Origin of the sequence: Nocardioides zhouii (assembly GCF_004137345.1) — a bacterium.
In the GTDB taxonomy this organism is placed as follows: domain Bacteria; phylum Actinomycetota; class Actinomycetes; order Propionibacteriales; family Nocardioidaceae; genus Nocardioides; species Nocardioides zhouii.
Map to the genome: position 1 here is coordinate 44,113 of NZ_SDWV01000001.1, position 26,424 is coordinate 70,536.

A 26,424-nucleotide genomic window follows, 5' to 3' on the forward strand; every position below is an offset into this window, starting at 1 on the left:
GGCACAAGGTCCCCGGACGCAGCCATAAGTCCCGCGACGCGCAAGCCGGGGTTGAGAGCACTCGCAGCGTGTCCTTAGAAGGCTCTGAGGACCGCGAACGATGCATAGACGATGCACGGGACATGCAAACGGCCCGTGATCTGCGCTTTCGCAGGTCACGGGCCGTTTTCCACTGCTCCCCCGGTTGGACTCGAACCAACAACCCTCCGATTAACAGTCGAATGCTCTGCCAATTGAGCTACAGGGGATCGCTTGTGCAGCGGGGCGCAACATTAGCAAGCCCGGTCGCGCGGGTGAAATCAGGGCAGGCCGACCTCCTGGCGCATCCCCTCGAGCGCCTCGCGGGCCAGGGTTCGGACGGCCGGGTCTTCCGGGTCGACACCCGCGTCGTACTCGTAGATCCACTGGACGCCACCCGCGCCGGAGGGTGCGCGCCGGGCGATGACGCGCAGTCCGCGGCGGCCGGAGACCGCGACGTGGCGCTGGAGGACGACGCTCGCGGTGACCCGCTCGCGCACCAGCTCGAGCAGCCGGCCGGGGTCGGCGAGCACCGCCGTGTGGACCGGGCGCTGCTCGCCCCAGCTGCCGACCTCGGACAGCCGGAAGGTGTCGGTGTCACGATCCCAGTCGGCGGCCTCGACCTGCTCCCACGGGACGCGCCGGGTCTCCTCGCCGGTCGCGATGTAGAAGGCGTCGCGCGTGCCAGCGATGAGGGAGCCGTCGTCGGTGGTGGCCGAGGCCAGCACCTTCTCCCCCGGCGCGACCGCGACGGACGGGGACGACGTACGCGACCAGAAGGGGCTCATGTCGCGGCGCCCGGCTGGCCGACCGCGCCCTCGCGCAGCTTGCGGCGGTGCTGCTCGAGCATCACCAGCTCGCCGAACATCCGGTTGTAGTCGAGGGCGTGCTCGACCGGGTTGGTGCGCTGCAGGCGCGCCTTGACGTCGGCGATGCGGCGGGACGTGGTGAGCTCCTGGAGTCGGTAGACGTAGGCCACGGCGAACGTCGGGTTGGGGTCGGACGTGCCGCGGATCGGCTCGACGCCGAGCTCGGTGATCGCCGCGATCACGGCCGGATCGGTGGCGACGCCACGCACCTTGTTGGCCCAGCCGGGGTCGTCGGCACCGCTGGCCGGGCCGCCCGCGGCCGTGACGGCCTCCCACACGCCCTGGAAGGTCGGGTGCGTGAAGTCGGTGGTCGAGACGTGCGTGGTCGTGCGCCCCACCCCGGACGGGTGCTGGATGACGAGCTTGAGCATCTCGCGCTCGATGAGGAAGCGCGGGTCGGACAGGCTCGGCAGGGCGGGCCGGGCCGGCTCGGGCTGTTCGGGCTGCTCGCTCGCACGGGTCGTACGCCGCTCGTCCGGTGCCTTGGCGGGGCGGCTGGCCGCCCGGCGCACCTCGCCGCGGACCTCGTCGACGTCCACGCCGACCATGTGGGCGAGCTCGCGGGAGAAGGACTCGACCTTGGTCTTGTCGCGGATGCCCGCGACGAGCCCCGCCGCGTCGCGCAGCGCATCGATGCGGCCGTCGGCGCGATCGAGGTCGTGGCGGAGGAGGATGTTGTCGAGGGCGAAGCGGTAGAGCGGCTGGCGCTTGGCGACGAGCTCACGGACCGCCTCGTCACCCTCCTTGAGCCGCAGGTCGCACGGGTCCATGCCCTCGGGCGCGACCGCGACGTAGGTCTGCGAGGCAAAGACCTGGTCGCTCTCGAGCACCTTCATCGCGGCCTTCTGTCCGGCCGAGTCGCCGTCGAAGGTGAAGATCACCTCGCCGCTGGTGGTGTCGTGGTCACCGAGGAAACGGCGCAGCACCCGCGCGTGGTCGGTGCCGAACGCCGTGCCGCACGACGCCACGGCCGTGCGCACGCCGGCGAGGTGGCAGGCCATCACGTCGGTGTAGCCCTCGACGACCACCGCCTGCTGGGCGTCCTTCATCGCGGTGCGGGCCAGGTCGATCCCGTAGAGGACGTGGCTTTTTTTGTAGATCGCGGTCTCGGAGGTGTTGAGGTACTTCGCCTCGATGCGGTCGTCGTCGAAGATGCGGCGGGCGCCGAAGCCGATGGTGTCGCCGTTGGCCTCGCGGATCGGCCAGACCAGTCGGCCCCGGAACCGGTCGTAGTGGGACCGGCCGTGCGCGACCAGGCCGGCGGCGACGGACTCCTCGTCGGTGAACCGGCGGCCCCTCAGGTGGCGGGTGAGTGCCTCGCCGTCGCGCGGCGCGAAGCCGACGCCGAACATCTGGGCGGCGGCCTGGTCGAAGCCGCGCTGGTCGAGGAACTGCCGAGCGACCACGGCGTCGGGCGACGCGAGCTGCTCGGCGTAGAACTCCTGGGCCACCTTGTGCGCGTCGATGAGCCGGCCCCGCGCAGGACCGCGGGGGCGTACGGGCTCGTCGTCGCCCTCCTCGCGGCGGAGCTGGACGCCGTACTTCTCCCCCAGTCGCTCGACGGCCTCGGTGAAGGTGAGGCCGTCGACCTTCATCACGAAGGCGATGACGTCGCCGCCTTCCCCACAGCCGAAACAGTGGAAGAACTGTCGCGCGGAGTTGACGTTGAACGAGGGGGTCTTCTCGTCGTGGAAGGGGCACAGGCCCTTGAGCGACCCGCCGCCGGCGCGCTTCAGCGTGACGTACTGCGACACGACGTCGTCGATCCGCGCCTTCTCGCGCACCTCGGCGATGTCGTCGTCGCGAATCCGGCCTGCCACGCCGGGGAGTCTACGGGCGCGGACCCACCCCCGCCGCCCGGTCTCCACAACGCCGCGGCACCCCTAGGGGTTGGCCGGGCTGGTGTCTGCCGGGCGCGTTTGGCAAGGTCGAGGACATGACTGCTCAGCAAGGAGCGCCAGAGGGTCAGACCCTCGGCGCCCTGGTCCACCAGCTCTCCCAGCAGATCCCCGAGCTCATCCGCTCCGAGATCCGGCTGGCCCAGGCCGAAGTGGCCGAGAAGGGCAAGCGCGCGGGTGTCGGGATCGGGATGTTCAGCGTCGCCGGGCTGCTCGCGTTCTTCGCGCTGGCGGCCCTCGTCACCACCGCGATCCTCGGCCTCGCCACGATCGTCGACGCCTGGCTGGCCGCGCTCATCGTGGCAGTCGTGCTGCTGGCGTTAGCGGCTGTCGTCGGGCTGATGGGGAAGAACAAGGTCGCCGAGGCGACTCCCGCGGTGCCGGCGCGCGCCATCCAGGGCATCAAGGACGACGTCGCGACCGTGAAGGGGGCCCACCGTGGCTGACCAGACTGACAACGCCCGTACGCCGGAGCAGATCGAGGCCGAGATCGAGGCGCAGCGCGCGCAGCTCGCCGGCACGGTCGACGAGCTCGCGGCCAAGCTCGACGTGAAGGCGCAGGCGAAGGACAAGGTCGCCTCGCTCAAGGACTCCGCCACGACCGACACCGGGAAGCCCCGCCCCGAGGTGCTGGCCGCGGCCGGGTCGCTCGTGGCGATGGGCCTGGTGCTGCTGCTGTGGCGCCGTCGCGCCGACTGACCAGACCGCACGACCAACCCAGGCCACCCAGGACACAGAGGGAGACACCATGAAGAAGCTCACGCTGCTCATCGCCGGAGGGATCGGCTACGTGCTCGGCACCCGCGCCGGACGCGAGCGCTACGAACAGATCAAGCGCGCCGCGACCCGGGTCAAGGACGACCCGCGGGTCCAGGAGAAGGCTGCCCAGGCCGCCGACCTCGCCAAGGAGAAGGCACCGATCGTCAAGGACAAGGTCGCCGCGGCGGCCAGCACCGCGGCCGACAAGGTGACGCCCTCGGGCAGCGGTGACCACCGCTCCGACCTCACCGACCAGCTCAACCCGGACAGCACCGCGCTGCAGGACAACCCCTACCCGCAGGGCGACCTGCCCTAGTTCTCCGAGGGGCGCGTCAGCGCCGCGTGCCGCGTGACGGCGCTGGCGTCGGTGAGCGACGCGACCTGGTCGATGACCACGCGTCGCCGGCCGGCGTCGTCCGCGGCGTCGTCCCAATCGGACACGAAGACCGGGTCGAGCGCATCGGCGCCGCGCTCCCACAGCGCCTCGACCAGCTCGGCGACCAGCGTGCGCTGGTGCTCCATGAGCGTCACCCGGTCGTCGGCCTGCATGACGTAGTGGGCGGCGATGCCCTTGAGCACGCCGATCTCGACCTCGGTCGCCGTCGGCACGACCAGGTCGGCCCGGTGGCGTACGAGCGGCTCCCCGCCCGTCGCGGCGAACGTCGACTCCTGCACGCTGCCGCAGAACCTGCCGATGAGGTCGCTGGTGAGGTTCTTGATCGCGGCCAGGCTCCTGCGACTGCCGTCGTACGACGACCGCGGCCAGCTGCCGACCGCCCGCAGGTCGGCGAGGGCGGCGTCGAGCGCGGCGTCCTCGATGCCGGGCAGGTACCACGACCGCACCGTCTCCCAGAGGGCGTCCCGGTCGAGGCGGGTGAGGTCGAGCCGGCCGGCGACGATGCCGTCCTCGACGTCGTGCACGGAGTAGGCGACATCGTCGGCGAGGTCCATCACCTGCGCCTCCAGGCAGCGGCCGCGGCCCTCGATCCCGCGGCGGAGCCAGTCGAAGACCGGTCGGTCGTCGTCGTAGACGCCGAACTTCACGACCACGCGCGGCGTGCCGTCGGCATGGACACCGTGCGGGCCGGTGGCCTCCGAGCGCAGCCAGGGATACTTCGTGCAGGCGTCGAGGGTGGCTCGGGTGAGGTTGAGCCCGACCGACCGCCCGTGGGCGTCAAAGGTCTTCGACTCGAGCCGGGTCAGCAGCCGCAGCGTCTGGGCGTTGCCCTCGAACCCGCCGCAGTCGGTGCTGAGCTCGGCCAGCGCGCGCTCGCCGTTGTGGCCGAACGGCGGGTGGCCCAGGTCGTGAGCGAGCGCGGCCGTCTCGGCGATGTCGGGGTGCGTGCCGAGCGCGCGCGCCAGGTCGCGGGCGATCTGCGCGACCTCGAGGCTGTGCGTGAGCCGGTTGCGGACGAAGTCGTCGGTCTGCGGGCCGACGACCTGGGTCTTCGCGGCGAGCCGGCGCGACGCGGCGGCATGCACCACACGCGCCCGGTCGCGCTCGAACGCCAGGCGTACGGGCGCGTCGACACGTTTGGGCGGCTCGGCGACGATGCGCTCGCGCGCCGCGTCGTCGTACAGGTCCTCGATGCTCATCGGCCGGTCAGCCTAGCGAGCGCCGGGGACACGCCACCCGTGGCGGCTCAGTCATCGGCCGTCGCCCCCTCCGGGGGCGCGGCGGGGCGAACGAGTCCCGACTCGTAGGCGGCGACGACGACCTGCGTCCGGTCCCGCAACCGCAGCTTGCGCAGGATGCTGGCCACGTGGGTCTTGACGGTCCACTCGCTGATCACGAGGTGCTGGGCAATCTCGGCGTTCGACATCCCGCTGGCAACAGCCCGTGCCACCTCGAGCTCGCGGCCGGTCAGGACGGCGAGGTCCGCAGGAGCGGGAGCGACCCCACCTCGACGGCGCCGGTCCTCGGCCTCGGCGAGGACCGCCGTCGCCGACGCGAGTCGATCCGCGAGGTCGCGGTTGTCGCCCGTCAGCCGGACGAGCTGCCCGGACCGCTGGGCGACCACGAACCCCATCAGCCACGCTGCTCCGAACACGATGGCCATGAACGCCTCGTCGCCGGACTCCCGACCCAGGAGGGCGATGCCGACCACGATCACGAGAGCGCTGACGACGTGGGTCCCGGCTCTGGCCAGCGCCGTGCTCGAGTACGCCGCGACCATCAAGGCGGTCAACGTCGCCAGCCCTTCGGGAGGCGTGGTGAACCAACCCTGGGCCGCGGCCGCGCCGAAAACGACGACGAGCACCGCGAGAGGCGACGTACGCCGCAACGCCAGCGGAAGGGTGATCGGAAGGGTCGTCACCCCCAGCACCACGACCGAGCCGACCACAGTGCCGACACCCGGCACCAGCGCGGGCGTCCAGATCTCGGCCTGCCCGGCCAACGTCAGCGCGGCCGCCAGCAGGAGATCCACGGCCGGGGGTCGTCGCGGGATGATCGACGTCATGCTCGACGGTACCGACGCAGCGGCCGCACCGTACTCACTCTTCAGAGCGAGATCGGCAACACCGCTCGTCGGAGCGATGCGTCGCAGGCGCCTCTCGACCGAGGCTGGTCATCCGCTCTTCGACACGGAGGTCACCATGTCCCGGTTCACATCCCGGCTCGTCCTCGCAGCCGCCCTGGGCCAGCTGGTCGCCCAGCTCGGCTGGATCGACCCGCTCTTCGTCCCGCTCGTGCTGGCAGGACCGCTCCTGACCGGAGCGGTCCTGGCGCAGAGGCGGGTGGGCTACGCGTGGGTGGCCACGCTCTGGGCCAGCACCGGGATCGGCATGACGTGGGCCGACTGGCTAGTGAACCGCGAGGACGTCATGTTCCACCTCGCGCTCGCCGTCGTCATGCCGCTGATCGCTGGCATCGGCTGGGGCGTCGTGAAGGTGACTGCGCGGCGGCCACGTGCCCGCGTGTAGCCAGGTCAGTCTCGCGGCGAGTCGGCGTCCGGTGCCGTGGTGCCACCACGTGCGACGTTCGTCAGCGTGTCGCCCTTCTACGCCCGCCGAGCCCGAGAACGCTGCCTACGAGTATCAACAACCCGGCGCCGAGCCCGAAGATGTCGTTGAGGTACCTCTTGGCAGGCGGCAGGTCGTTCGCCGTCAGGTTCGACGCAGTAGCGGCGCCCAGCAGCAGGATGACGAGCACACCGAGCACGAGCCCGACAAGGACGGCCGGGCGTCCCGTGGTCATGCGGTACCACGCGATCATGCCGACGGCGACACCCGCGATCAATCCGGAGAATGCCCAGGCCGACAGCCCGTTGGTGATCAGCGCGACCGCTGCGAACAGCGCCACACCAGTCCAACCAGCGACGAAGATCGGCGCCCCCTTCCGGGGCCTGGTGCGAGTCAGTGCCTGAGTCATGCCACGACCTTAGGAAGATATCTTCCCATAGTCAACCCCCGCTGTGCGGCCGAGCCCGCCAGAACGACTAGGTACAACAGCAGCCCCAGCCAGAACAACCCCCAGCACACTGCTCCGATGGGCTCGACGAACCCGAAGCGGAACACCGCTGAGCCAGCCCACGACACCGCCATGAATGCCGTCGCAGCTCGACGGAGCCGCTCGGCGCGCGACCTCGAGGGATACTTCTGGGCGCTGGCCACCGCCCCGGGCCGCACCCGCGCCCATGCCGCCCAGAGGACGAACGCGAGCAGGGCGACCCCCAGCGCCTCGGTCGCCGCCCACAGGGGCACGCGGTAGTCGACAAGGTGTCGCTCGCCGGGCCACGCCGCATCGGCCATCTGATTGACCGGAACCATCACGAGGAATGCGCTCGTCAAGGCCGTACTGGGGTTTCGCAGGTGCCAGGCGAGGCGCCCAGGGCGCGCCTCCAGACGAATGCGCCAGACGAGGTCGGCAGGCACTCCTCGAACAACGCGGCCGACAACGGATCGAGATCCGGCCGCCAGAGCGCCCCGGCCCGAGGCCTCTGCGAGCTGCTCGTGAACGTCGGACGCTATCTCGTCCCGGCGGTCCCGGCCGGCGGTTGGCTCAGCGGTTCGCGTGAGCGCGTGCACCCACCAACGAGCGATCCGGGCACCTGTCGTGTCCGTGAGGCTCATGCCGGAGATTCCCCGGCGTGAAACCCCGGTTGGACCAGAGCAGCGTCGGCCAGGACCTTGGCTCCGGCGGAAGTCACCCAGTAGACCTTGCGGCGTGGGCGCCCAGCCGACTCAGCCGCCTCGGCCTCTTCCCACTCGGCGGACAACAGGCCGCGGGTCCGCAGTCGGTCCAACGCCTTGTAGAGGGTGCCGTGACTCAGAAGAGCCTTGGCGCGACCATCTCCAGCGAGATCCTTGGCGACGGCGAATCCATGGGCGCCACGTTGCCCGTTGGACGCGATCACCCTCAAGATGTCGCCCTCGATGGGCAGCAACGTGCCGGGCTTGCGATACACCATGGCCCCACCTTAGGAAGATATGCACCTGGCGGCAACCACGGCCGGCGCAGAAACGCGCCGCCGTCCGCGGCGCCGGTGCTGACCCGGCGATCGCGTGCATCTCACGTCAGGGTCCTACGTCAGATGTAGCTTCCGACCTCTTCAGTAGACCGTGACGTGCACGTGGTCGTAGTGGTTGGCCGTGGTCGAGCCGCGGTCCGACATCCCGCGCCAGCCCTCGCCACCGCGCTCCACCGACCAGATGTTCTGGGAGAAGATGATGTACTCGATGCCCAGGGCGGAGTAGTTGGCGCGGAGGAAGTTGGCGACCGCCCAGCCGGTCTCACCGGTGGTCATGATGTCGATCGCGCGACCCTGGCCGTGCTCGCCGTCGCCGCGCCACGTGCCATAACTGGTGATCTCCGGCCAGCTGGCGCACACCACGTCGTGGATCTCGTAGAGCGAGGCGCGCCCGGCGTCGATCACCGAGCCGTTGGCGCAGACGCCGCCGAGACTCGGGCCGGCCGGCTCGGGCTCGGGCTTGTCCTGGCTGAGGTAGTCGGAGCTCACCCAGCGCGACTGACCGTCCAGGACGACCTGGGTGCGGCCGGCCTGCTCACGACCCGTGACCGCCACCTGCTTCACAGCGCCGAGCTCACCGAGCTTGTCGGACTTCTCCGACGGGCCCGACCAGAGGTTGAGCACGTCGGTGGTCCACATGGACGAGTCGACCTTCTTCGCGAGGCGTCGCGCCTGCTGGTCGACCTCGATGTCCTGGCGCGCGGCGGACTCGGCCTTCGCGGCGGTGCGGATGGTGGAGCGCGACACGACGTCGCCGCGGCGGCTCAGGGCCGACGAGGCGGCGCTGGCGAACGACTGGGTCCCGGACGAGGCGAGGAGGCTGTCGTCGGACGTCGCCGGCTCGGCCGCGAGCATGCCCATGGTCACCGCGGACAGCGTCGCCACGACGGCGATCGGTGCGGACACCAGGACGGAGCGGGGCACTCGGGGTTGACGGAGCGGACGGGGGGTAGCAGGGGCTTCCCGCTTGTGGCGATGCTGAGCCACAGCGCTGATCCTTTGCACTTGCTGACGGGGGACAGTGCGCCGATCCACGAGGGGGAACCCGTGCCCACGCCGACGCGATCATCGAGTAGAGCACAGGATTCTCTGCCTGTCCCCATCACCCCCGGTAAAAACGCACGTGTTCCCGCTCACCCGCGACGGATCCCTGCGTACGCCGAGAGGCTGGGGCCATCAGCCCCCTGTGGTCTCGTTCGCGTCCTCGCGGAGGTGAGATCCACGCCCGTCGGTGTCGTCGAGCCACCCGTCGGGGAGCGCCACCTTCTTGCGGGGCGCGCCCTGCCGGCCGCGCGGCGTGCCGAGCTCGCGCTCCGGGAACGTCGCGTCCGGGTCGAGTCCGTCGAGCAGGTCGTCGAGGGTGGCGAGGGAGTCGACGAGAGCGAGCTGGTGGCGCAGCTCGCCACCGGCCGGGAAGCCCTTGAGGTACCACGCGACGTGCTTGCGGAACTCCTTGCAGCCGCGCTCCTCCCCCATGTGCTCGGAGAGCAGCTCGGCGTGGCGGCGCATCATCGTGCGGACCTCACCGAGGGCAGGGAGCGTGGCGACGGCCTCGCCGTTGAACGCGGCGGCGAGGTCGCGGAACAGCCACGGCCGGCCCAGGCAGCCGCGACCCACGACCACACCGGCGGCACCGGTCTGCTCGACCATCCGGAGCGCGTCGGCCGCCTCCCAGATGTCGCCGTTGCCGAGGACCGGGAGGTCGACGTGCGCGACGAGGGCCGCGATCGCGTCCCAGTCGGCCTGGCCGGAGTAGGCCTGCTGGACCGTACGTCCGTGCAGGGCGATCGCGGCGACGCCGGACTCCTGGGCGATCCGGCCGGCGTCGAGGTAGGTCAGGTGGTCGTCGTCGAGGCCCTTGCGGGTCTTCATCGTCACCGGGACGTCGTACGGCGCCGCGGCGGAGACCGCGTGCTCGAGGATCTCGCCGAGGAGGCCGCGCTTCCACGGCAGCGCTCCCCCGCCGCCCTTGCGGGTCACCTTGGGGACCGGGCAGCCGAAGTTGAGGTCGACGTGGGCCACGCCGTGGTCGGCGCACAGGATCTCGACGGCCTTGCCGATGTAGACCGGGTCGGTGCCGTAGAGCTGCACGGAGCGGACGGTCTCGAGCTCGTCGAAGACCAGCATCTTCTGCGTGGTCTCGTCGCCCTCGACGAGTCCGCGGCTGGTGATCATCTCGGAGACGTACAGACCGGCCCCCTGCTCGGCGCAGAGCCGGCGGTAGGCCGCGTTGGTGATGCCCGCCATCGGCGCCAGCACCACCGGCGTCTCGACGCGCAGCGACCCCAGCGTCAGGGAGGTGGGGAGCGCGGACATGCCCCCATTGTCGAACCGGCTCGCTCGCCGCCCAAATCAGCCGCGCTTCCGCTTCTTCCCGTCCTGCTTCTGGTTCTTCTTCCCGTCCGCCTTCTTCTCCGGCGCCTGCACCTCACCGGACCAGGTGATCGGGTCGTAGCCCTCGGTCGGCTCGAACACCAGGTCCTCGATCCGGGCGCCGTCGGGCACCAGGTAGACCAGGCACATCCCCGCGTCCGTGCCCGCCCCGAACGGCGTGGGCAGTGGCCCGCTCTGGCACGCGGCGAAGTCGCCGCCCAAGGTCCACGGCGCGCCGAGCGTGCCGTTGTCGTCGCGGAGGTAGAGCGGGACGTCCTGCCCTGCGAGGTCGGACTCCCCCGCGTTGGTCAGTGTCACGGTGACGAAGTACGGCCGCGAGGCCGCCATCACGTCGTCGCGGATCCAGCCGTCGAACACCGACTGGCGCTGCTCGGCCACCGCGTCGACGCTCAGCTCGAGCACGCCGGTGAGGCTCGTTGCGGGTTGCCAGACCAGCGTCGCCTCGTCACCGAGCTCGAGGTCGGTGCCGGGATCCGTGGCCGCAGCCGTGTCGACGGCCCCGCTGGTCGTGGCGGGCGTGGGCGTCGTACCGGAGTCGCTGCCCGAGCAGCCGGTCGCCGCCAGCATGAGGGCCGTCGTGAGCACCACCGTCCGCCGCATGCCGACATCGTGGCACGCGGCGCTGCCGTGGATCAGCAGCCGACAAGCTTCTCCGCGAACCAGCGGGTGATCCCGTCGAGGCTGACCCGCTCCTGGCTCATCGTGTCGCGCTCGCGGATGGTGACCGCGTCGTCGTCGAGCGTCTCGAAGTCGACGGTCACGCAGAACGGCGTACCGATCTCGTCCTGGCGGCGGTAGCGGCGGCCGATCGCGCCGGAGTCGTCGAACTCGACGTTCCAGTTCTGGCGCAGCTCGGCGGCCAGCGCCTTGGCCTTGGGCGAGAGGTCAGCGTTGCGGCTCAGCGGCAGCACGGCGACCTTCACCGGCGCGAGGCGCGGGTCGAGCTTGAGCACGACGCGCTTGTCGACGCCTCCCTTGGTGTTGGGCGCCTCGTCCTCGGTGTAGGCGTCGATGAGGAATGCCATCAGCGAGCGGGTCAGGCCGGCGGCGGGCTCGATGACGTACGGCAGGTAGCGCTCGTCGGCGGCCTGGTCGTAGTACGACAGATCCTTGCCGGAGAACTCGCTGTGCTGCTTGAGGTCGAAGTCGGTGCGGTTGGCGATGCCCTCGAGCTCCTCGAAGTCACGACCCGAGAACCCGAAGCGGTACTCGATGTCAGTCGTGCCCTTGGAGTAGTGCGACAGCTTCTCGGCCGGGTGCTCGTAGTGGCGCAGGTTGTCGGGGTTGATGCCGAGGTCGACGTACCAGCGGGTGCGCTCCTCGATCCAGTAGCGGAACCACTCGTCGTCCTCGCCTGGCTTGACGAAGAACTCCATCTCCATCTGCTCGAACTCGCGCGTGCGGAAGATGAAGTTGCCGGGGGTGATCTCGTTGCGGAAGCTCTTGCCCATCTGGGCGATCCCGAACGGCGGCTTCTGCCGGCTGCTCGTCACAACGTTGGCGAAGTTGAGGAAGATGCCCTGAGCGGTCTCGGGCCGGAGGTAGTGCAGGCCGGACTCGTCCTCGATCACGCCGAGGTAGGTCTTGAGCATCATGTTGAAGTTGCGCGGCTCGGTCCACGCGTTGCGGGTGCCGCAGTTGGGGCACGCGATCAGCTCGTTGATGTCGACCGTGTCGGGGTCGATCGGCTTCTCGGGGGTGCCCTTCTTGGCGGCGTAGTCCTCCTGCATGTGGTCCGCACGGAACCGCTTGTGGCAGGACTGGCACTCGGTCAGCGGGTCGCTGAAGGTGCTCAGGTGGCCGCTGGCCTCCCACGTGCGGGTCGGCAGGATGACGCTCGAGTCGAGGCCGACCACGTCGTCGCGACGGGTGACCATGAAGCGCCACCACTGACGCTTGATGTTCTCCTTCAGCTCCACCCCGAGCGGGCCGTAGTCCCAGGCGGACTTGGTGCCGCCGTAGATCTCGCCGCAGGGGTAGACGAAGCCTCGGCGCTTGGCGAGCGAGACGACGTTGTCCAGGGCGGTCGGAGCAGGCTTGGCCACGAGGGAGTTCCTTCAGGATCAGGCGAGGCGGGCCGGCTGGCTGCCGGCCCGATCGGGCGAGCGCTCAGCCTAACGACCGGGGCTGGGCCTCGTTGAGGTCGGTCCCCTCCTCCACGACCTCGTACGCACTGGGCTCGTCGACCGCGTGCACCATCAGTGGCTGGATGTGCATCTTGCCCTCGTACGACCCCAGTGCCCGGCGGTACGAGCCGACGTTCTCCCACCGCGTGGTCAGCACCCAGAGGGTCGGGTCGTCGACGTTGCGCCCGACCTCGCCGCGGACGTGGCCGGGCTTGGCGGCCAGGATCGCGAGCGCGTGCAGCAGCCCGCGACGCAGCTCCTCCCCCGCGGTGGGGTCGGGACCGGGGGCGCGGAGGCGGGTGACGACGAGCACGGGCTCACCCTACGGCCGGGGTAGTCCACCGGGTTCTGGTCGTCCGGCTGCCGTCCTGACGACCATTTCCCGGTGGACTACCGCGAGTGTTTGACAATGGTTCTCAAAAGAGGTGAGAATCGTTCTCATGTTGTCTGCCGCTCGACCTGTTGCCCTCGCCACGGCCCTCGCCTCGGCCCTCCTCCTTGCGGGTTGCGGCGGGTCCGCCGACGGAGCCGGGAATGGTCGCTCGGCTGTCGCGGCGTTCTACCCGCTGGCCTGGGTGACCGGTCGGGTGGCAGGCGACGACTGGACGGTGGAGAACCTGACGCAGCCCGGTCAGGAGCCGCACGACCTGGCGCTGACCATCGCCCAGACCGCGGCCCTGGAGGACGCGGACCTCATCGTCGTCGAGGACGGTTTCCAGCCGGCGGTCGACGCCACCGTCGAGGGTGCCGACGCGCCCGTGCTGGACGCCGCCTCGGTCGTCGACCTGCTGCCCGCGAGCGAGGACGACCACGAGGAGCACGAGGGCGAGACCGAGGAGGAGCACGCCGAGCACGGCGACGTGGACCCACACTTCTGGCTCGACCCGTTGCTGGTCGCGGACTTCGCCGACGCGGTCGCCGACGAGCTGGGCGAGATCGACCCCGAGGCGGCCCAGACGTACGCCGACAACGCGGCTGCGCTGCGCGGCGAGCTCGAGTCGCTCGACGCCGACTACACCGCGGGGCTGGCCTCCTGCGAGCGGACCACGACGGTGGTCAGCCACCAGGCCTTCGGCTACCTCACGCGCTACGGGCTGGACTTCGAGCCGATCGCCGGGCTGTCCCCCGACGCCGAGGCCACGGCAGCCGACCTGGCCCGCCTCCAGGAGCTCATCACCGAGGACGGCGTGACCACCGTCTTCTCCGAGCGACTGGTCAGCCCGAAGATGGCCGAGACGCTGGCCGGCGACCTCGGCGTGTCCACCGCGGTGCTCGACCCCATCGAGGGGTTGTCCGACGACACGGCCGACGAGGACTACCTTTCCCTCATGCGCGAGAACCTCACCGCCCTCAAGCAGGCAAACGGTTGCTCGTGACGCCCACCGACACCAGCGTTCCCGTCGTCCTCGACCGGGTCTCCGTCGCGATCGGGGGACGACCGATCCTGCGCGACGTCGACCTGACCGTCCACGCCGGCGACATGGTGACGCTGCTCGGACCGAACGGCTCGGGCAAGTCCACCCTCGTCCGTGCGCTCACCGGGCTCCTGCCGGTGGCTCGCGGCGAGGTACGCCTCTTCGGGACGCCGCTCGACGACTTCGGCGACTGGCAGCGGGTCGGCTTCGTGCCGCAGCGCTCGACCGCGACCGGCGGAGTGCCCGCCACGGTCCGCGAGGTCGTCGCCTCCGGACGCGTCGGCCGGCGCCGCCTGCTGCGCCCGACCAGCGCGGCCGACCGGTCTGCCGTCGAGTCCGCGCTCGAGGTCGTCGGCCTCGCCGAGCGGGCGTCGTACGGCGTCTCCCAGCTGTCGGGCGGCCAGCAGCAACGGGTGCTCATCGCCCGGGCGCTCGCGGGCGAGCCGGACCTGCTCGTGCTCGACGAGCCCACCGCGGGCGTCGACCTCCCCAACCAGCAGGCACTCGCCGACGCGCTGCGCCGGCTCAAGGAACGCGGCGCGACCATCGTGCTGGTGGCGCACGAGATCGGCCCGATGATGCCGCTGATCGACCGGACGGTCGTGATGCGCGACGGATGGGTGGCGTACGACGGCCCGCCGCTCACGCAGGAGGTCGCCTCGCACGCGCACCACCACCACGACCATGACGTGCCGGGTGGGCACGACCACGCACCCCACGTCTCCTCCCCCTTCGACTGGGAGCGGAGGAACCGATCATGACGTTCCTCGACCTTCTGTCCCTCGACTTCATGCAGCGCGCGCTGGTCGCGGCCCTGCTCACCGGGCTGGCGGCGCCGGCGATCGGCACGTTCATCGTCCAGCGCCGGCTGGCACTGCTCGGCGACGGCATCGGGCACGTGGCCGTGACCGGCGTGGCCCTCGGCCTGCTGACGGGCGCCTCCCCCACCTGGTCCGCCATCGTGGTCGCGGTGCTCGGCGCGGTGCTGATGGAGGTGATCCGCGAGCGCGGCCACACCAACGGCGACGTCGCGCTGGCGCTGCTCTTCTACGGCGGACTCGCTGGAGGCGTGCTCATCACCGGCATCGCGGGACAGGGCGCGGCGACGCTGCAGTCCTACCTCTTCGGCTCGCTCAACAGCATCTCGTACACCGACGTGGTCTTCACCGCGGTCCTCACCGTGGTGGTCCTCGTCCTGACGCTCGGACTGTCGCCCCAGCTCTTCGCCGTGGCCAGCGACCAGGACTTCGCCCGGGTGGCGGGCCTGCGGGTCCGCGGCTACAACCTGCTGATCGCGGTGCTGGCCGCCGTCAGCATCACGGTCGCGATGCGCACTGTCGGCCTGCTGCTGGTCTCGGCGCTCATGGTGGTGCCGGTGGCGACGTCGCAGCAGCTCGCGCGCTCCTTCCGGGCGACGTTCGTCGGAGCGATGCTCGTCGGCTGCGTGGCCTCCGTCGGTGGCCTGCTGGTGAGTGCCGCACTCTCCTTCCGCGTGGACGTCGCACCCGGTCCGACGATCGTGCTGCTGGCCCTGGCCATGTTCACCGCCACCTGGCCGATCGGCGTCTGGCTGCGCCGCCGCAGCAGGCTCATGGCCCCCTTCCCCGAGGTCGCCGCGGCTCCGCACCGCTCCGCCGACGTACACCCCCACGAGCACGGCGAGGACTGCGGCCACCCGGCAGTTCCCCACGCCGACCACGTCGACTACGTCCACGACGGCCACCGGCACGCCGTACACGGAGAGCACTATGACGAGCACTGACCAGGGCCGGCGCGCGGTCCGGCCCACCCGACAGCGGCGAGCGGTCGCGGCCGCGCTCGCGGGGTTCGACGACTTCCGCAGCGCCCAGGAGATCCACGACCTGATCTCGCAGCAGGGCGACTCGGTGGGCCTCGCGACGGTCTACCGCACGCTGTCGGCGCTGGCGGACGCCGGCGAGGTCGACATGCTGCGCAACGAGGACGGCGAGGCGATCTGGCGCAGCTGCTCCGACGCGCACCACCACCACCTCGTGTGCCGCACCTGCGGGGCGACCGTCGAGGTCGAGGGGCCGGCGGTGGAGCGGTGGACCAACGCCATCGCGTCGGAGCACGGCTTCGCCGACATCAGCCACACGCTGGAGATCTTCGGGACCTGCCCGGCCTGCCGCTAGTTCTGGGGCGCCTGGTTGGGCAGCGCCCCGCCGTAGCGGCGGTCGCGGCTGGCGTACGTCTCGACGGCCGCCCACAGGTGGCGCCGGTCGACGTCGGGCCAGAGCACGTCGGTGAAGACCAGCTCGCTGTACGCCGCCTGCCACAGCATGTAGTTGGAGAGCCGCTGCTCGCCCGACGTACGCCAGATCAGGTCGGCGTCGGGCAGCTCGGGGACGTAGAGGTGGCGGGCGAAGGTCTTCTCGTCGATCTTGTCCGGGTTGAGCCGGCCCGCCGCGACCTCGCGGCCGATCGAGCGCGCGGCGTCGGCGAGCTCCGCGCGACCGCCGTAATTGACGCACATCGTGAGGGTCAGGACGTCGTTGTCCTTGGTCATCTCCTCGGCGACCTGGAGCTCCTTGATGACCGACTTCCAGAGGCGCGGGGCGCGGCCGGCCCAGCGCACGCGTACGCCGAGCTCGTGCATCTCGTCGCGGCGGCGGCGGATCACGTCGCGGTTGAACCCCATCAGGAAGCGCACCTCGTCTGGTGAGCGCGACCAGTTCTCGGTGGAGAAGGCGTAGGCGGAGATCGCCTTGACGCCGATCTCGATCGCGCCCTCGACGACGTCGAAGAGCGTGCTCTCGCCCTCCTCGTGGCCCTTCGTACGCGGCAGCCCACGCTGCTTCGCCCACCGGCCGTTGCCGTCCATGACAATCGCGACGTGCTCGGGGACCAGCTCGCGCGGCACGGGCGGCGGTGTCGCGCCACTCGGGTGCGGGGTCGGCGGCCTCACCTGTCGCTTCACGGTGGACAGCCTAGGACTCGGCGGCCCGCAGCCACTGTCGGAGGCCGCGACTAGGGTCGCCGACCATGGACATGCTGCGTGGCGCACAGATCGCCGAGGCCGACCTGACCGACTGGCGCAAGCTCGCGCAGGGGCTGCACGCCCGCTACCTGGTCGACGACTTCGGCGCCGCGGCGCGGTTCGTCACGGCCGTCGGTGAGGCGGGCGACGAGGTCAACCACCACCCGCGCGTGGCGATCGGCCGGGGCCACGTCGACCTCGAGCTGGTCACCGCGGACGCGATCTACCGCGACGACGACGGCACGGAGTACGTCGTCGAGTGGCCCACTCAGCAGGACGTCGACCTGGCCCGCCGGATCACGGAGATCGCGGCCGAGCACCGGCTCACGGCCGACCCTGCCGCGGTGAGCGAGCTCGAGCTCGGCCTCGACACCACGGACTCGGCGACCATCGCCCCGGTCTGGGCCGCCCTGCTCACCGGCAGCGCCGACTCGCAGGGACGCGGGTCACCGAGCGACGAGGTCCGCGACGCCACGGTCCGCGTGCCGAACCTGTGGTTCGGGGAGGACGAGCCCGACGGGCAGCGGTTCCACGTCGAGGTCTACGTCGCGGCCGAGGTGGTCGAGCAACGGATCGCCGCCGCCGTGGCTGCCGGCGGGACCGTCGTCGACGACACCCAGTCGCCCGGGCTGACCGTCATCGCCGACCAGGACGGCAACAAGGGCGTCCTCTGCGCGGACATGTCCGGCGTGGAGCAGGACTGACCCGCCGCGGTCAGCGCTCGACGTACGCCATCGAGCGCAGGCCGCGCTCGAGGTGCCAGGAGAGGTACGCCGTCACCAGGTTGCTCGCCTCGCGCAGGTGGCGCGGGTCGGCGGCGTGGACGACCGGCCAGTCGCCGACGAGCAGGGCGCCCAGCAGGACCACCGTCTCGGAGGCCGGGGTCGCGGAGCCGGGCAGCCGGTCCGACGCGCAGAGCACGCCACCGGCGGACGGGTTGAAGAACCGGTGTGGCCCCTCGATGCCGCACTGCACGCAGTGGTCGAACGACGGCGCATAGCCCGCGACCGACAGCGAGCGCAGGAGGTAGGAGTCGAGCACCTGCTTGGCCGGGTGCTCCCCACCGGCCATCGCGCGAAGGCCGCCGACGAGCAGGAGGAACTGCTGGACCGCGGGCTCCTTCTCCTCGGTGACGAGCCGCTCGGCGGTCTCGAGCATCACCGTGCCGGCGGTGTAGCGGTCGTAGTCGAGGCCGAGCCGCGCGTTGAACGGTTCGAGCGTCTCGGCCTGGGTGATCACGTCGAGGCTGCGCCCCTCCGCGAGCTGCAGGTCGACGTGGGTGAACGGCTCGAGGCGCGAGCCCCAGCGCGACGTCGTACGCCGCACGCCCTTGGCGACCGCGCGCACCCGCCCGTGCTGACGCGTCAGCAGGGTGATGATGCGGTCGGCCTCACCCAGCTTGTGGGTGCGCAGCACGACCGCCTCGTCGCGGTAGAGGGGCACCCGACCATTGTCCCCCACGGGTGGCGCGAAGCCCCGCAGCGCGCTCCGGTCCCGCTGTCGTTCGCCGGCCGTTCGCCTGAGTGAGCGGCGGAGTCCATCCGGGGCTCCTAGCGTCACTCGACGGAGGGGCGCTCGGGCTCCTCCGTACGACCTCGATCTCGGGATGGAGGTGGGTCATGTCTGCCCTTGCTGTGCGGGTGCGCGACCTCACCAAGCGGTTCGGCGACGTCATCGCCCTCGGAGGCGTCGACCTCGACATCCCCACGGGGCAGGTCCACGGCCTGGTCGGGCCCAACGGCGCCGGCAAGACCACCCTCCTCGGACTGCTCCTCGGCCTCTCCCGGCCGACCTCGGGCACGCTCGAGGTGCTGGGCAATGGCGTCGGAGCGACCGTGCCGGACGGCGTCGCCGGCTTCGTGGACGCTCCGGGCCTCTACCCCAGCCTGACCGCACGCCAGAACCTGACCGCGCTCGCGCGCCTCCGGTCCGGCCGGACCGCCCCGGACGTCGACGCGCTCCTGGACCGCGTCGGCCTCCTCGATGTCGCGGCCGACCCGACCCGCGGGTTCTCCCTCGGCATGCGGCAGCGGTTGGGGCTTGCCGCAGCGCTGCTCGGCGACCCGCGGCTCCTCGTCGTCGACGAACCGGCCAACGGCCTCGACCCCGCGGGCAAGCACCAGGTGCACCGGATCCTCACCGACCTCGCGGCCGACGGCGCGACCGTGATCCTCTCCAGCCACCGGATGGACGACCTGGCGGCGCTGTGCGACGAGGTGACCCTGCTCGCCGAGGGCCGCGTCGTGTTCACCGGACCGATCCACAAGCTCGTCACCGAGAGCGGCGAGCTGGACTACCGGCTCGTGACCGCCGACCCCGTCGCCGCCCATCGGCTCGCAGCGGGTACGCCGTCTCTGCGGGTGGTGGCACGCCACGGTCACCCTGTCGACGACCGGGCCATCGTCGTGCGCGGTCCGGAACCGGCCGTCGACGACCTCGTCCGGCGCCTCGTCGCCGACGGCGTCGCGATCCGCGAGCTCGGCCCTGTCGTGCCCCCGCTCGAGGCGGCGTTCCTCGCGCTCACCGGCTCCGGGGGTGCGGCATGACTGCCGCCACCCTCGGCGCGCCGACCGTGCGCGAGACCACGGCCGTTCCGTGGACCAGCGTCTATCGCTTCGAGCTGCTCAAGCTGGTCTCGCAGTGGCGCCTGAGGTTGGTGCTCGTCGCCTGCCTCGTCGCGCCCGCGGCCTACACCGCCGTCATCAGCGGTCAGACCTCGTTGCCTGCCGATGCGCTGTACGGACGCTGGATGGGGCAGTCCGGGTGGGCGGGTTCGCTCGCGGTGCTCGTCTTCATGGGCACGCTGGTGCTTCCGCTGCTCACGGCACTGGTCGCGGGCGACGTGTTCGCGGTCGAGGACCGGCTCGGCACGTGGCGACACCTCATGGTCGCTGTCCGCTCGCCCGGGATGATCTTCGCCGCCAAGGCGCTGGCCGCGCTCACGGTGGTGCTGGTGCTGGTGGCGGCCCTGGCGCTGTCGTCGGTCGCAGGCGGGCTGGCGGTGGTCGGCAGCCATCCCCTACCGGGCCTCGACGGGCACGCGATGACCTCCGGCGAGGTGGCCCGGACCGTCCTGCTCGCCTGGCTCAGCGTCGTACCCCCGACGCTCGCCTTCGCCGCCGTCGGCCTGCTCGGATCAGTGGCCCTGGGCCGCTCACCTCTCGGGCTGCTGCTCCCGGTCGTCGTCGCACTGGTGCTCCAGGGCGTCGCCCTGATGCCGGTGCCGGTCGCCCTCCGCGTCGTCCTCCCCGTGAGTGCCTTCACCGGCTGGCGCGGGCTGCTCACCGATCCCGGGCAGCAGGGACCACTCTGGATCCCCCTCGCTGCCAGCCTCGCCTGGATCGTGCTGGCGACCTGGCTCGCCCACCGGCTCTTCGTGCGGCGCGACTTCACCGACCTGGCGTACGACGGCTCCGGGCGCCGCTTCCTGCTGGGCGGCATCGCCCCCATGGCCGCCCTGGTCGCCGTGAGCACGGGGGCCGTCCTTGCCACGACCGGGGCGACGGGCTCGGGCATCGACAGGTCCAAGGTCGAAGCCGCGATCTCCACGTCGTTCTCGCACCTCTACGTCCTCCAGACCGAGCAGCTCGGTCGGCCGGCCGTGACGGAGGCCGACCTGCAGAGCACCGCGCGCTGCGACAAGGGCGGCGACCGCGTGGTCGACGAGGGGCCGGGCTCCGACTGGCGGTGCGTCGTGAGCTGGACGCTCCCCGGGTCGACCGCGACGGGCAGCGCGATCTACCAGCTCGACGTGCTCGCCGACGGCAAGTACGTCGCCGACGGCGACGGGCCCAAGGAGGTCAACGGCTACTTCCAGGTGCGTACGCCGGCCGGTGACGCGCCCAACCCGCTGTGGCAGCTCGACGGCTCGCTCGACCTGCTCGCCCCGACCGATCAGCAGTCTCCGCAGAAGTACCCCTAGCGCCACTCACCACCCACCAGGAGGACCACCATGAACGTGACCCGCAACCGTGTGGAGAGGCCCGTACGATCGCGCCTGCTCCGCACCCGGCCGATCGGCGTGATCGCCGGCGTGGTGACCCTCGCTGTCACTGGTGGAGTCGCCTACGGCACCACCGTCGGCTTCGCCGACCACCAGGTCGGCACCGAGTACGCCGAGGGCCTGCAGATCTCCTCCGACCAGGTCCTCAAGCCGCTCGGCGAGCGGCTGGTGACGCCGTACGGCAAGTTCATGGGCTCCACCGTCAGCCCGGACGGCCGTTTCCTCGCCGCGACCTCGAACGACCGCTCGGTGTCGATGCAGGTCTTCGACCTCTCGACCTACCGCCTGATCTGGCGCGCCGGGACCGCCGCGGGGGTCGACCTGCGGCTCACGGACAACACCGTCGGGCAGGAGGGCCCGCTCTACTCCCCCGACGGCACCGTCCTCTGGATGCCCAACGCGACCGGCCTCACCCGGTTCCCGGTGAACCCGGACGGGACGCTCGGCGCCCCGACGAAGGTCCCGGTCCCGGCCCTCGCGGGCCAGCGGGCCCTCACCTCGGGTCTCACCTACTCCCCCGACGGCGCCACGCTCTACGCCGGGCTCAACGGCCAGAACGCGGTCGTTGCCATCGACCCTGCGAGCGGCGCGATCACCCGCACCTGGCAGGTGGGCATCGCCCCGCGCCAGCTGCGCTTCGTGGGCTCCAGGCTCTACGTCAGCAACGAGGGCGGGCGGCGCGCCGTCGCCGGCGACGCGACCCAGGACTCGTACGGCACCGCAGTGCCGGCCGACCCGGTGCGCGGCACATCGACCACCGGCACCCTCAGCGTCATCGACCCCCAGACGTCGGGTGCACCCGTCGGCAGCGTCCCGGTGGGGCTCCACCCGACGGCCATGCAGGAGCACGACGGTGCGCTCTACGTCGCCAACACCAACGACGACACGGTCTCCGTCGTCGACACCGCCACCGACCAGGTCGTGCAGACCATCGCCACCACGCCGTGGCAGGGGTCCGACGTCGGGTACGCACCCGACGCGATCACCGTCCACCGGGGCAAGCTGCTGGTCAGCCTGGGCCGCGCCAACGCGATCGCCGTCTACACCCTCGGCGAGAGCGCGCTCGACCCCGTCGGGTACGTCGGCCTCGTCCCGACCGACTACTACCCCGAGGACGTGTTCTCCGTCGGCGACGGGCTGGTCGTCGCCAACCGCCGCGGCATCGACGCGCGCGGTCCGCTCATCACGTTCAACCAGGGCTACGGCACCACCCCCGCGACGGGCCGTGGCACGCATGGCACGACCGCGTCCCTGACGCGGTTCACCCTGCCCGACGACACCGAGATCCGGGAGACCCTCACCCCGCAGGTCTTCGCCCAGAACGGCTGGGGCCCGGCCGACACCGACACCAAGCACGCGACGGGCAACCGCGCCAAGGCGGTGCCGGTGCCCAAGCGGATCGGCGACCCGTCGACGATCAAGCACGTCTTCATGCTGGTCAAGGAGAACCGCACCTACGACCAGGTCCACGGCGACATGCCCGAGGGCAACGGCGACCCGTCGCTCGCGCAGTTCGGCGAGCAGGTCACGCCCAACATCCACGCGCTGTCACGCCAGTTCGGCCTCTACGACAACGTCTACGACACCGGCACCAACTCCGCCGAGGGCCACAACTGGCTGATGCAGGGCGACAACCCGGAGTACACCGAGTCCAGCGCGGGCGAGTACGTCCGCAGCTACGACACGGAGGAGGACGTGCTCGGCCACCAGCGCTCGGGGTTCCTCTGGACTGCGGTGCAGGCGGCGGGCCACAGTGCGAAGAACTACGGCGAGTTCATCTACACCGAGGGCAAGCCGGCCGGCACCTGGCAGCAGTACTACTGCGCGAGCCAGAGCGTCGAGGCAGGCGGCGACCCCGCCCAGCTGACGGCGCCCGCGCTCGCGGGCAACTACGGCTCGGTGATCCCCTCGCTCAACGAGATCACCCACCCGCTCTCGCCGCCGTTCGACATGTCGATCCCGGACCTCTACCGCTACCAGATCTGGAAGCAGGACTTCCAGAAGTCCGGCCCCCAGGACTTCCAGATGATCTGGCTCTCCGACGACCACACCGGCGGCCCGGTCTCGGCGCGCTCCAACGTGGCCAGCGGCGACGTCGCCGTCGGCAAGATCGTCGACACCATCTCGCACAGCAAGTGGTGGAAGGACTCGGCGATCTTCGTGGTCGAGGACGACAGCCAGAACGGCGCCGACCACGTCGACGGACACCGCGCACCTGTGCAGGTGATCAGCCCCTGGGCCACCCACGGCAGGACCGTGTCGACCTACTACACGCAGATGAACATGGTCCGCACGATCGAGCAGATCCTCGGCGCGGAGCCGCTCAACCAGAAGGTCGCCGCCGCGACGCCGATGTTCGACGCCTTCACCAAGAAGCCGGACCTCGCTCCCTACACCGCCCGGAAGAACCGGATCTCGTTGACGGAGAACATCAAGACGGCGCCGGCGTGCGGTCTCGACACCCCGACCGGGGCCCGGGCGGCGGCCAAGGCTCCCGCCACGCCCGCGGCGTACGTCTCATACGTCGTGGAATGGGAGAAGTGGGCGGACCAGCAGCACCTGAGTGGCGAGCAGGCCCGCGCCGACTACGCCAACCCGGAGCTGATGAATCGCTACACCTGGTACGACGCCCACCACTGGGACCTGCCCTACCCGGGCGACGCCGAGATCTACCTCCCGAGCGAGGTCCCGGGCGCGGCACTGCCGGGCTCGGACACCGACTGAGCGAGACCGATCAGGTCGCTGAGCGACCCCGGGCCGACCGGCCCGGGGTCGCCCAGCAGTCGAGCGCGAAGTCGGCGGCGGCAGTGGTGAGGCGCTCCGGACGGAAGCGCCACTCGAGGATCGAGGTGGCCCGCTCGAACCGCACGTGGGGCAGCTCGGCGGCCAGCATGTCGGCGTCGACGAAGGGGTGGATCGGGTCGATCGGGTGGCCGACCACCAGGGCAGGAGCCTGGATCCGGCGACGCAGCCGCGATGACGGGGCGAGCCGGCCGAAGATCACGCCGTGCAGGAGCGAGGCGATCGAGTCGGCGCGGTGGTCGATCGTGTCCAGCCCGATGCCCGCCCAGAACGGCACGAGCCCGCGGGGCACCGAGCGGGAGACCTTCTGGAGCGCGTTGGCCGTGAACGGCAGGTAGCGCGCGGCCAGCATGATCGGCACGAAGGACAGGATCCCGGCCACCAGTGCGTGGTTGAGCACCGGCATCTCGACGATCAGTCCCTTGACCCGCTCGGGTGCGATCACCGCGACCTCGAGCGAGACGTTGGCGCCGAGCGAGGTGCCGCCGACCACCGCCTGTTCGGCGCCGAGGTGGTCGAGCAGCGCGACGACCTGCCGACCGAACGCCGTCATCGAGTAGACGAGCGGGTCAGCCGGCTGGTCAGACCGGCCGTGCCCGAGGAGGTCGAGCGTGACGACGTGCAGACCCTGGGCCGCCATCGCCCGGGCGAGCGGCTGCTGCATCCGGCGAGGCATGAGGAGGCCGTGCAGGAGCACGACCCACTGGTCGCCCGAGCCGTACTCGGTGTACTCCAGGCGGTCGCGCCCGCCGTCGGACTCGACGAAGAACTGGCCGATCCGCTCGCTCACCAACATGACGGGAATCTATCCGCTCAGGCGCGGTTCACGGCGCTGATCACGGCCTTCAGCGAGGCGGTGACGATGTTGGCGTCGAGCCCGACGCCCCACAGCACCTTCTCGCCGACGGCACACTCGACGTACGCCGCCGCGATCGCGTCGCCGCCCGCGGAGAGCGCGTGCTCGGCGTAGTCGAGCACCCGGACGTCGTGTCCGAGGCCGGAGATGGCGTCGACGAAGGCGGCGATCGGGCCGTTGCCCTCGCCGGAGAGCTCCTGCCGCTCGCCCTCGACGTACACCCCCACCGTGAGCTGGTCCTTCTCGCCCGCGGCGCTGGAGGTGTGGACCGAGTTGAGCTTGAGCGGCGTCTCGCGGTCGAGGTACTCGGCACGGAAGACCGACCAGATCTCCTCGGGCGTGATCTCGCCGCCCTCGGTGTCGGTGTGCTGCTGCACGACCCGGCTGAACTCGATCTGCGCGCGGCGCGGCAGGTCGAGCTTGTGCTCGGACTTGAGGACGTACGCCACGCCGCCCTTGCCGGACTGGCTGTTGACCCGGATCACGGCCTCGTAGGTGCGCCCGACGTCCTTCGGGTCGATCGGGAGGTACGGCGCCTCCCACGGCAGCTCGCCGACGGGGACGCCCTGCGCGGCGGCCTGCCGGTCGAGGTCCTCGAGACCCTTCTTGATGGCGTCCTGGTGGGAGCCGGAGAACGCGGTGTAGACGAGGTCGCCGGCGTACGGGTGGCGCGGGTGGACCGGCAGGTTCGTGCAGTACTCGACCGTGCGCCTCACCTCGTCGATGTCGCCGAAGTCGACCTGCGGGTCGATGCCTTGGCTGAACAGGTTCATGCCCAGCGTCACCAGGTCGACGTTGCCGGTGCGCTCGCCGTGGCCGAACAGGCAGCCCTCGACCCGGTCGGCGCCGGCCATCAGCGCCAGCTCCGTGGCTGCGACCGCGGTGCCGCGGTCGTTGTGCGGGTGCAGGCTGATCGCGGAGTGCTCGCGACGGGTCAGGCCGCGGCCGAAGTACTCGATCTGGTCGGCGTACGTGTTGGGCGTGGACATCTCGACCGTGGCCGGCAGGTTGAGGATGATCTCGCGACCGGCCTCGGGCTGCCACACGTCAGAGACCGCCTCGCAGACGCTCAGCGCGAAGTCGGTGTCGGACTGGGTGAAGATCTCGGGGCTGTACTGGTAGCCGAAGTCCTGGCTGCCGACGATGCTGCCGAGGCGCTCCTCGGCGTACTTCATCACGATCTCGGTGCCGCGGACCGCGATGTTGCGGCACTCGTCGGGACTGACGTGGAAGACGACGCGCTGGAAGAGCGGCGCGGTCGCGTTGTAGAGGTGGATGGTGGCGCGCGGCGCCCCGACCAGCGAGTCGACGGTGCGCTCGATGAGGTCCTCGCGGGCCTGCGTCAGCACCGAGATCTGTACGTCGTCGGGGATCCGGTCCTCCTCGACGAGCTTGCGCACGAAGTCGAAGTCGGTCTGGCTGGCGCTCGGGAAGCCGACCTCGATCTCCTTGTAGCCCAGCTTGACCAGCAGCTCGAACATCGTGAGCTTGCGGGCGGGCGTCATCGGGTCGATGAGCGCCTGGTTGCCGTCACGCAGGTCGGTCGAGAGCCAGCGCGGGGCCCTCTCGACCTTCCTGGTCGGCCAGGTGCGGTCGGGCACGTCGACGGGCACGAACGGCGTGTAGCGACCGAACGGCATCGGGCTGGTGCCCTGCTGGTTGGTGGTGTTGCTCAGGTGGGTCATGAGGTCCTCGCTGTGGCTGAAGGGCGACCGGCACGCGCGACTCCGCAACGAGGGGGCCGGCTCAGCGTTGGATTACTGGGGCCTCGTTGCGGCTGCGAAGGAGGAGCAGGCTGCGCATCATGACTCAGT

Annotated in this window: 28 protein-coding genes and 1 tRNA gene; 12 read left to right on the plus strand and 17 right to left on the minus strand. The window is 70.9% G+C overall.

The window, feature by feature from the left end:
* Nucleotides 1-175 precede the first annotated feature (175 nt).
* The 3 genes from EUA94_RS00190 to dnaG all read right to left on the minus strand — a co-directional run bounded on the left by EUA94_RS00190 (nucleotide 176) and on the right by dnaG (nucleotide 2,707).
* A tRNA-Asn gene (locus tag EUA94_RS00190) sits at nucleotides 176-248 on the minus strand.
* A gap of 51 nt (nucleotides 249-299) precedes the next feature.
* Nucleotides 300-806 carry a hypothetical protein gene (locus EUA94_RS00195; protein WP_129423512.1) on the minus strand — a complete coding sequence of 169 codons (507 nt, stop codon included), beginning with the start codon at nucleotides 804-806 and terminating at the stop codon, nucleotides 300-302.
* Nucleotides 803-2,707, minus strand: a complete 1,905-nt coding sequence (gene dnaG / locus EUA94_RS00200; RefSeq protein WP_129423513.1) for a DNA primase — start codon at nucleotides 2,705-2,707, stop codon at nucleotides 803-805. The genes EUA94_RS00195 and dnaG overlap by 4 nt, the downstream gene beginning before the upstream one ends.
* A gap of 116 nt (nucleotides 2,708-2,823) precedes the next feature.
* Here dnaG and EUA94_RS00205 point away from each other — a divergent pair, with 116 nt between their 5' ends.
* From EUA94_RS00205 to EUA94_RS00215, 3 genes are read left to right on the plus strand one after another with little or no spacing between them, the layout of a single operon-like run.
* Nucleotides 2,824-3,231: a phage holin family protein gene (locus tag EUA94_RS00205; protein WP_129423515.1), complete on the plus strand. Its 408-nt coding sequence runs from the start codon at nucleotides 2,824-2,826 to the stop codon at nucleotides 3,229-3,231.
* Complete coding sequence (locus EUA94_RS00210) at nucleotides 3,224-3,484, plus strand: DUF3618 domain-containing protein (RefSeq protein WP_129423517.1); 261 nt, start codon at nucleotides 3,224-3,226, stop codon at nucleotides 3,482-3,484. Before EUA94_RS00205 ends, EUA94_RS00210 begins: the two co-directional genes overlap by 8 nt.
* 49 nt (nucleotides 3,485-3,533) lie before the next feature.
* Complete coding sequence (locus tag EUA94_RS00215) at nucleotides 3,534-3,860, plus strand: YtxH domain-containing protein (protein WP_207210361.1); 327 nt, start codon at nucleotides 3,534-3,536, stop codon at nucleotides 3,858-3,860.
* Here EUA94_RS00215 and EUA94_RS00220 read toward each other — a convergent pair.
* Together EUA94_RS00220 and EUA94_RS00225 are read right to left on the minus strand one after the other, a co-directional pair.
* Nucleotides 3,857-5,140, minus strand: coding sequence for a deoxyguanosinetriphosphate triphosphohydrolase (locus EUA94_RS00220; protein WP_129423519.1), 1,284 nt, complete (start codon nucleotides 5,138-5,140; stop codon nucleotides 3,857-3,859). The two genes, EUA94_RS00215 and EUA94_RS00220, sit on opposite strands and share 4 nt — an antisense overlap.
* Before the next feature lie 47 nt (nucleotides 5,141-5,187).
* Nucleotides 5,188-6,006 (minus strand): helix-turn-helix transcriptional regulator, encoded by an 819-nt coding sequence (locus tag EUA94_RS00225; RefSeq protein ID WP_242494600.1) that lies wholly within the window; start codon nucleotides 6,004-6,006, stop codon nucleotides 5,188-5,190.
* A gap of 136 nt (nucleotides 6,007-6,142) precedes the next feature.
* Between EUA94_RS00225 and EUA94_RS00230 the strand changes: the two genes are divergently transcribed.
* Nucleotides 6,143-6,469, plus strand: coding sequence for a hypothetical protein (locus tag EUA94_RS00230; protein WP_129423521.1), 327 nt, complete (start codon nucleotides 6,143-6,145; stop codon nucleotides 6,467-6,469).
* A 61-nt stretch (nucleotides 6,470-6,530) separates the two neighbouring features.
* On the opposite strand, the gene EUA94_RS00235 is transcribed toward EUA94_RS00230, so the two are convergent.
* The 8 genes from EUA94_RS00235 to EUA94_RS00270 all read right to left on the minus strand — a co-directional run bounded on the left by EUA94_RS00235 (nucleotide 6,531) and on the right by EUA94_RS00270 (nucleotide 12,849).
* A complete protein-coding gene (locus EUA94_RS00235; protein WP_129423522.1) occupies nucleotides 6,531-6,917 on the minus strand; it encodes a hypothetical protein in 387 nt (128 codons plus the stop codon).
* Complete coding sequence (locus EUA94_RS00240) at nucleotides 6,914-7,618, minus strand: hypothetical protein (RefSeq protein ID WP_129423524.1); 705 nt, start codon at nucleotides 7,616-7,618, stop codon at nucleotides 6,914-6,916. The genes EUA94_RS00235 and EUA94_RS00240 overlap by 4 nt, the downstream gene beginning before the upstream one ends.
* Nucleotides 7,615-7,956: a PadR family transcriptional regulator gene (locus EUA94_RS00245; protein WP_129423526.1), complete on the minus strand. Its 342-nt coding sequence runs from the start codon at nucleotides 7,954-7,956 to the stop codon at nucleotides 7,615-7,617. Before EUA94_RS00245 ends, EUA94_RS00240 begins: the two co-directional genes overlap by 4 nt.
* A gap of 141 nt (nucleotides 7,957-8,097) precedes the next feature.
* Nucleotides 8,098-8,922 (minus strand): VldE C-terminal domain-containing protein, encoded by an 825-nt coding sequence (locus EUA94_RS00250; RefSeq protein ID WP_129423528.1) that lies wholly within the window; start codon nucleotides 8,920-8,922, stop codon nucleotides 8,098-8,100.
* Between the two features lie 270 nt (nucleotides 8,923-9,192).
* A complete protein-coding gene (dusB, locus tag EUA94_RS00255; protein WP_129423530.1) occupies nucleotides 9,193-10,332 on the minus strand; it encodes a tRNA dihydrouridine synthase DusB in 1,140 nt (379 codons plus the stop codon).
* Nucleotides 10,333-10,368: 36 nt separating this feature from the next.
* A complete protein-coding gene (locus EUA94_RS00260) occupies nucleotides 10,369-11,010 on the minus strand; it encodes a hypothetical protein (RefSeq protein ID WP_129423532.1) in 642 nt (213 codons plus the stop codon).
* A 32-nt stretch (nucleotides 11,011-11,042) separates the two neighbouring features.
* Nucleotides 11,043-12,455, minus strand: coding sequence for a glycine--tRNA ligase (locus tag EUA94_RS00265; protein WP_129423534.1), 1,413 nt, complete (start codon nucleotides 12,453-12,455; stop codon nucleotides 11,043-11,045).
* Nucleotides 12,456-12,519: 64 nt separating this feature from the next.
* Complete coding sequence (locus tag EUA94_RS00270; RefSeq protein ID WP_129423536.1) at nucleotides 12,520-12,849, minus strand: antibiotic biosynthesis monooxygenase family protein; 330 nt, start codon at nucleotides 12,847-12,849, stop codon at nucleotides 12,520-12,522.
* A 127-nt stretch (nucleotides 12,850-12,976) separates the two neighbouring features.
* On the opposite strand from EUA94_RS00270, the gene EUA94_RS00275 reads away from it, so the two are divergent.
* From EUA94_RS00275 to EUA94_RS00290, 4 genes are read left to right on the plus strand one after another with little or no spacing between them, the layout of a single operon-like run.
* Nucleotides 12,977-13,912: a metal ABC transporter substrate-binding protein gene (locus EUA94_RS00275; protein ID WP_129423538.1), complete on the plus strand. Its 936-nt coding sequence runs from the start codon at nucleotides 12,977-12,979 to the stop codon at nucleotides 13,910-13,912.
* Nucleotides 13,909-14,712 carry a metal ABC transporter ATP-binding protein gene (locus EUA94_RS00280; RefSeq protein WP_242494601.1) on the plus strand — a complete coding sequence of 268 codons (804 nt, stop codon included), beginning with the start codon at nucleotides 13,909-13,911 and terminating at the stop codon, nucleotides 14,710-14,712. The genes EUA94_RS00275 and EUA94_RS00280 overlap by 4 nt, the downstream gene beginning before the upstream one ends.
* Nucleotides 14,709-15,713, plus strand: a complete 1,005-nt coding sequence (locus EUA94_RS00285) for a metal ABC transporter permease (protein WP_129423540.1) — start codon at nucleotides 14,709-14,711, stop codon at nucleotides 15,711-15,713. The genes EUA94_RS00280 and EUA94_RS00285 overlap by 4 nt, the downstream gene beginning before the upstream one ends.
* Entirely contained in the window at nucleotides 15,700-16,104 is a 405-nt protein-coding gene (locus EUA94_RS00290) for a Fur family transcriptional regulator (protein WP_129423542.1), read from the plus strand. The genes EUA94_RS00285 and EUA94_RS00290 overlap by 14 nt, the downstream gene beginning before the upstream one ends.
* On the opposite strand, the gene EUA94_RS00295 is transcribed toward EUA94_RS00290, so the two are convergent.
* On the minus strand, nucleotides 16,101-16,889 hold the full coding sequence (locus EUA94_RS00295; protein WP_129423544.1) for an isoprenyl transferase: 789 nt from the start codon (nucleotides 16,887-16,889) through the stop codon (nucleotides 16,101-16,103). The two genes, EUA94_RS00290 and EUA94_RS00295, sit on opposite strands and share 4 nt — an antisense overlap.
* Nucleotides 16,890-16,954: 65 nt before the next feature.
* Here EUA94_RS00295 and EUA94_RS00300 point away from each other — a divergent pair, with 65 nt between their 5' ends.
* A complete protein-coding gene (locus EUA94_RS00300; protein ID WP_129423546.1) occupies nucleotides 16,955-17,653 on the plus strand; it encodes a 4a-hydroxytetrahydrobiopterin dehydratase in 699 nt (232 codons plus the stop codon).
* A 10-nt stretch (nucleotides 17,654-17,663) separates the two neighbouring features.
* Here the strand turns inward: EUA94_RS00300 and recO are convergent, their stop codons facing one another.
* Complete coding sequence (gene recO / locus EUA94_RS00305; RefSeq protein WP_129423548.1) at nucleotides 17,664-18,392, minus strand: DNA repair protein RecO; 729 nt, start codon at nucleotides 18,390-18,392, stop codon at nucleotides 17,664-17,666.
* Nucleotides 18,393-18,568: 176 nt separating this feature from the next.
* Between recO and EUA94_RS00310 the strand changes: the two genes are divergently transcribed.
* Genes EUA94_RS00310 through EUA94_RS00320 form a run of 3 tightly spaced genes read left to right on the plus strand, consistent with a single transcriptional unit; the run spans nucleotide 18,569 to nucleotide 23,676 of the window.
* Complete coding sequence (locus EUA94_RS00310) at nucleotides 18,569-19,495, plus strand: ABC transporter ATP-binding protein (RefSeq protein WP_129423550.1); 927 nt, start codon at nucleotides 18,569-18,571, stop codon at nucleotides 19,493-19,495.
* Complete coding sequence (locus tag EUA94_RS00315; protein ID WP_129423552.1) at nucleotides 19,492-20,871, plus strand: ABC transporter permease; 1,380 nt, start codon at nucleotides 19,492-19,494, stop codon at nucleotides 20,869-20,871. Before EUA94_RS00310 ends, EUA94_RS00315 begins: the two co-directional genes overlap by 4 nt.
* A 30-nt stretch (nucleotides 20,872-20,901) precedes the next feature.
* On the plus strand, nucleotides 20,902-23,676 hold the full coding sequence (locus tag EUA94_RS00320; RefSeq protein WP_129423554.1) for a bifunctional YncE family protein/alkaline phosphatase family protein: 2,775 nt from the start codon (nucleotides 20,902-20,904) through the stop codon (nucleotides 23,674-23,676).
* A 10-nt stretch (nucleotides 23,677-23,686) separates the two neighbouring features.
* On the opposite strand, the gene EUA94_RS00325 is transcribed toward EUA94_RS00320, so the two are convergent.
* Nucleotides 23,687-24,550, minus strand: coding sequence for an alpha/beta fold hydrolase (locus tag EUA94_RS00325; protein WP_129423556.1), 864 nt, complete (start codon nucleotides 24,548-24,550; stop codon nucleotides 23,687-23,689).
* Nucleotides 24,551-24,567: 17 nt separating this feature from the next.
* Nucleotides 24,568-26,295, minus strand: coding sequence for a 2-isopropylmalate synthase (leuA, locus tag EUA94_RS00330; RefSeq protein WP_129423558.1), 1,728 nt, complete (start codon nucleotides 26,293-26,295; stop codon nucleotides 24,568-24,570).
* Nucleotides 26,296-26,424 lie beyond the last annotated feature (129 nt).

Bases quoted from the DNA above. Each gene is read 5' to 3' on its own strand.
- EUA94_RS00315 (WP_129423552.1), top strand. From the start codon at position 19,492: ATGACTGCCGCCACCCTCGGCGCGCCGACCGTGCGCGAGACCACGGCC.
- EUA94_RS00290 (WP_129423542.1), top strand. From the start codon at position 15,700: ATGACGAGCACTGACCAGGGCCGGCGCGCGGTCCGGCCCACCCGACAG.
- EUA94_RS00245 (WP_129423526.1), bottom strand. From the start codon at position 7,956: ATGGTGTATCGCAAGCCCGGCACGTTGCTGCCCATCGAGGGCGACATC.
- EUA94_RS00285 (WP_129423540.1), top strand. From the start codon at position 14,709: ATGACGTTCCTCGACCTTCTGTCCCTCGACTTCATGCAGCGCGCGCTG.
- dusB (WP_129423530.1), bottom strand. From the start codon at position 10,332: ATGTCCGCGCTCCCCACCTCCCTGACGCTGGGGTCGCTGCGCGTCGAG.
- EUA94_RS00230 (WP_129423521.1), top strand. From the start codon at position 6,143: ATGTCCCGGTTCACATCCCGGCTCGTCCTCGCAGCCGCCCTGGGCCAG.
- EUA94_RS00310 (WP_129423550.1), top strand. From the start codon at position 18,569: ATGTCTGCCCTTGCTGTGCGGGTGCGCGACCTCACCAAGCGGTTCGGC.
- EUA94_RS00325 (WP_129423556.1), bottom strand. From the start codon at position 24,550: ATGTTGGTGAGCGAGCGGATCGGCCAGTTCTTCGTCGAGTCCGACGGC.
- EUA94_RS00220 (WP_129423519.1), bottom strand. From the start codon at position 5,140: ATGAGCATCGAGGACCTGTACGACGACGCGGCGCGCGAGCGCATCGTC.
- EUA94_RS00300 (WP_129423546.1), top strand. From the start codon at position 16,955: ATGGACATGCTGCGTGGCGCACAGATCGCCGAGGCCGACCTGACCGAC.
- EUA94_RS00215 (WP_207210361.1), top strand. From the start codon at position 3,534: ATGAAGAAGCTCACGCTGCTCATCGCCGGAGGGATCGGCTACGTGCTC.
- EUA94_RS00240 (WP_129423524.1), bottom strand. From the start codon at position 7,618: ATGAGCCTCACGGACACGACAGGTGCCCGGATCGCTCGTTGGTGGGTG.
- EUA94_RS00205 (WP_129423515.1), top strand. From the start codon at position 2,824: ATGACTGCTCAGCAAGGAGCGCCAGAGGGTCAGACCCTCGGCGCCCTG.
- EUA94_RS00225 (WP_242494600.1), bottom strand. From the start codon at position 6,006: ATGACGTCGATCATCCCGCGACGACCCCCGGCCGTGGATCTCCTGCTG.
- EUA94_RS00275 (WP_129423538.1), top strand. From the start codon at position 12,977: ATGTTGTCTGCCGCTCGACCTGTTGCCCTCGCCACGGCCCTCGCCTCG.
- EUA94_RS00195 (WP_129423512.1), bottom strand. From the start codon at position 806: ATGAGCCCCTTCTGGTCGCGTACGTCGTCCCCGTCCGTCGCGGTCGCG.
- EUA94_RS00260 (WP_129423532.1), bottom strand. From the start codon at position 11,010: ATGCGGCGGACGGTGGTGCTCACGACGGCCCTCATGCTGGCGGCGACC.
- EUA94_RS00235 (WP_129423522.1), bottom strand. From the start codon at position 6,917: ATGACTCAGGCACTGACTCGCACCAGGCCCCGGAAGGGGGCGCCGATC.
- EUA94_RS00320 (WP_129423554.1), top strand. From the start codon at position 20,902: ATGAACGTGACCCGCAACCGTGTGGAGAGGCCCGTACGATCGCGCCTG.
- leuA (WP_129423558.1), bottom strand. From the start codon at position 26,295: ATGACCCACCTGAGCAACACCACCAACCAGCAGGGCACCAGCCCGATG.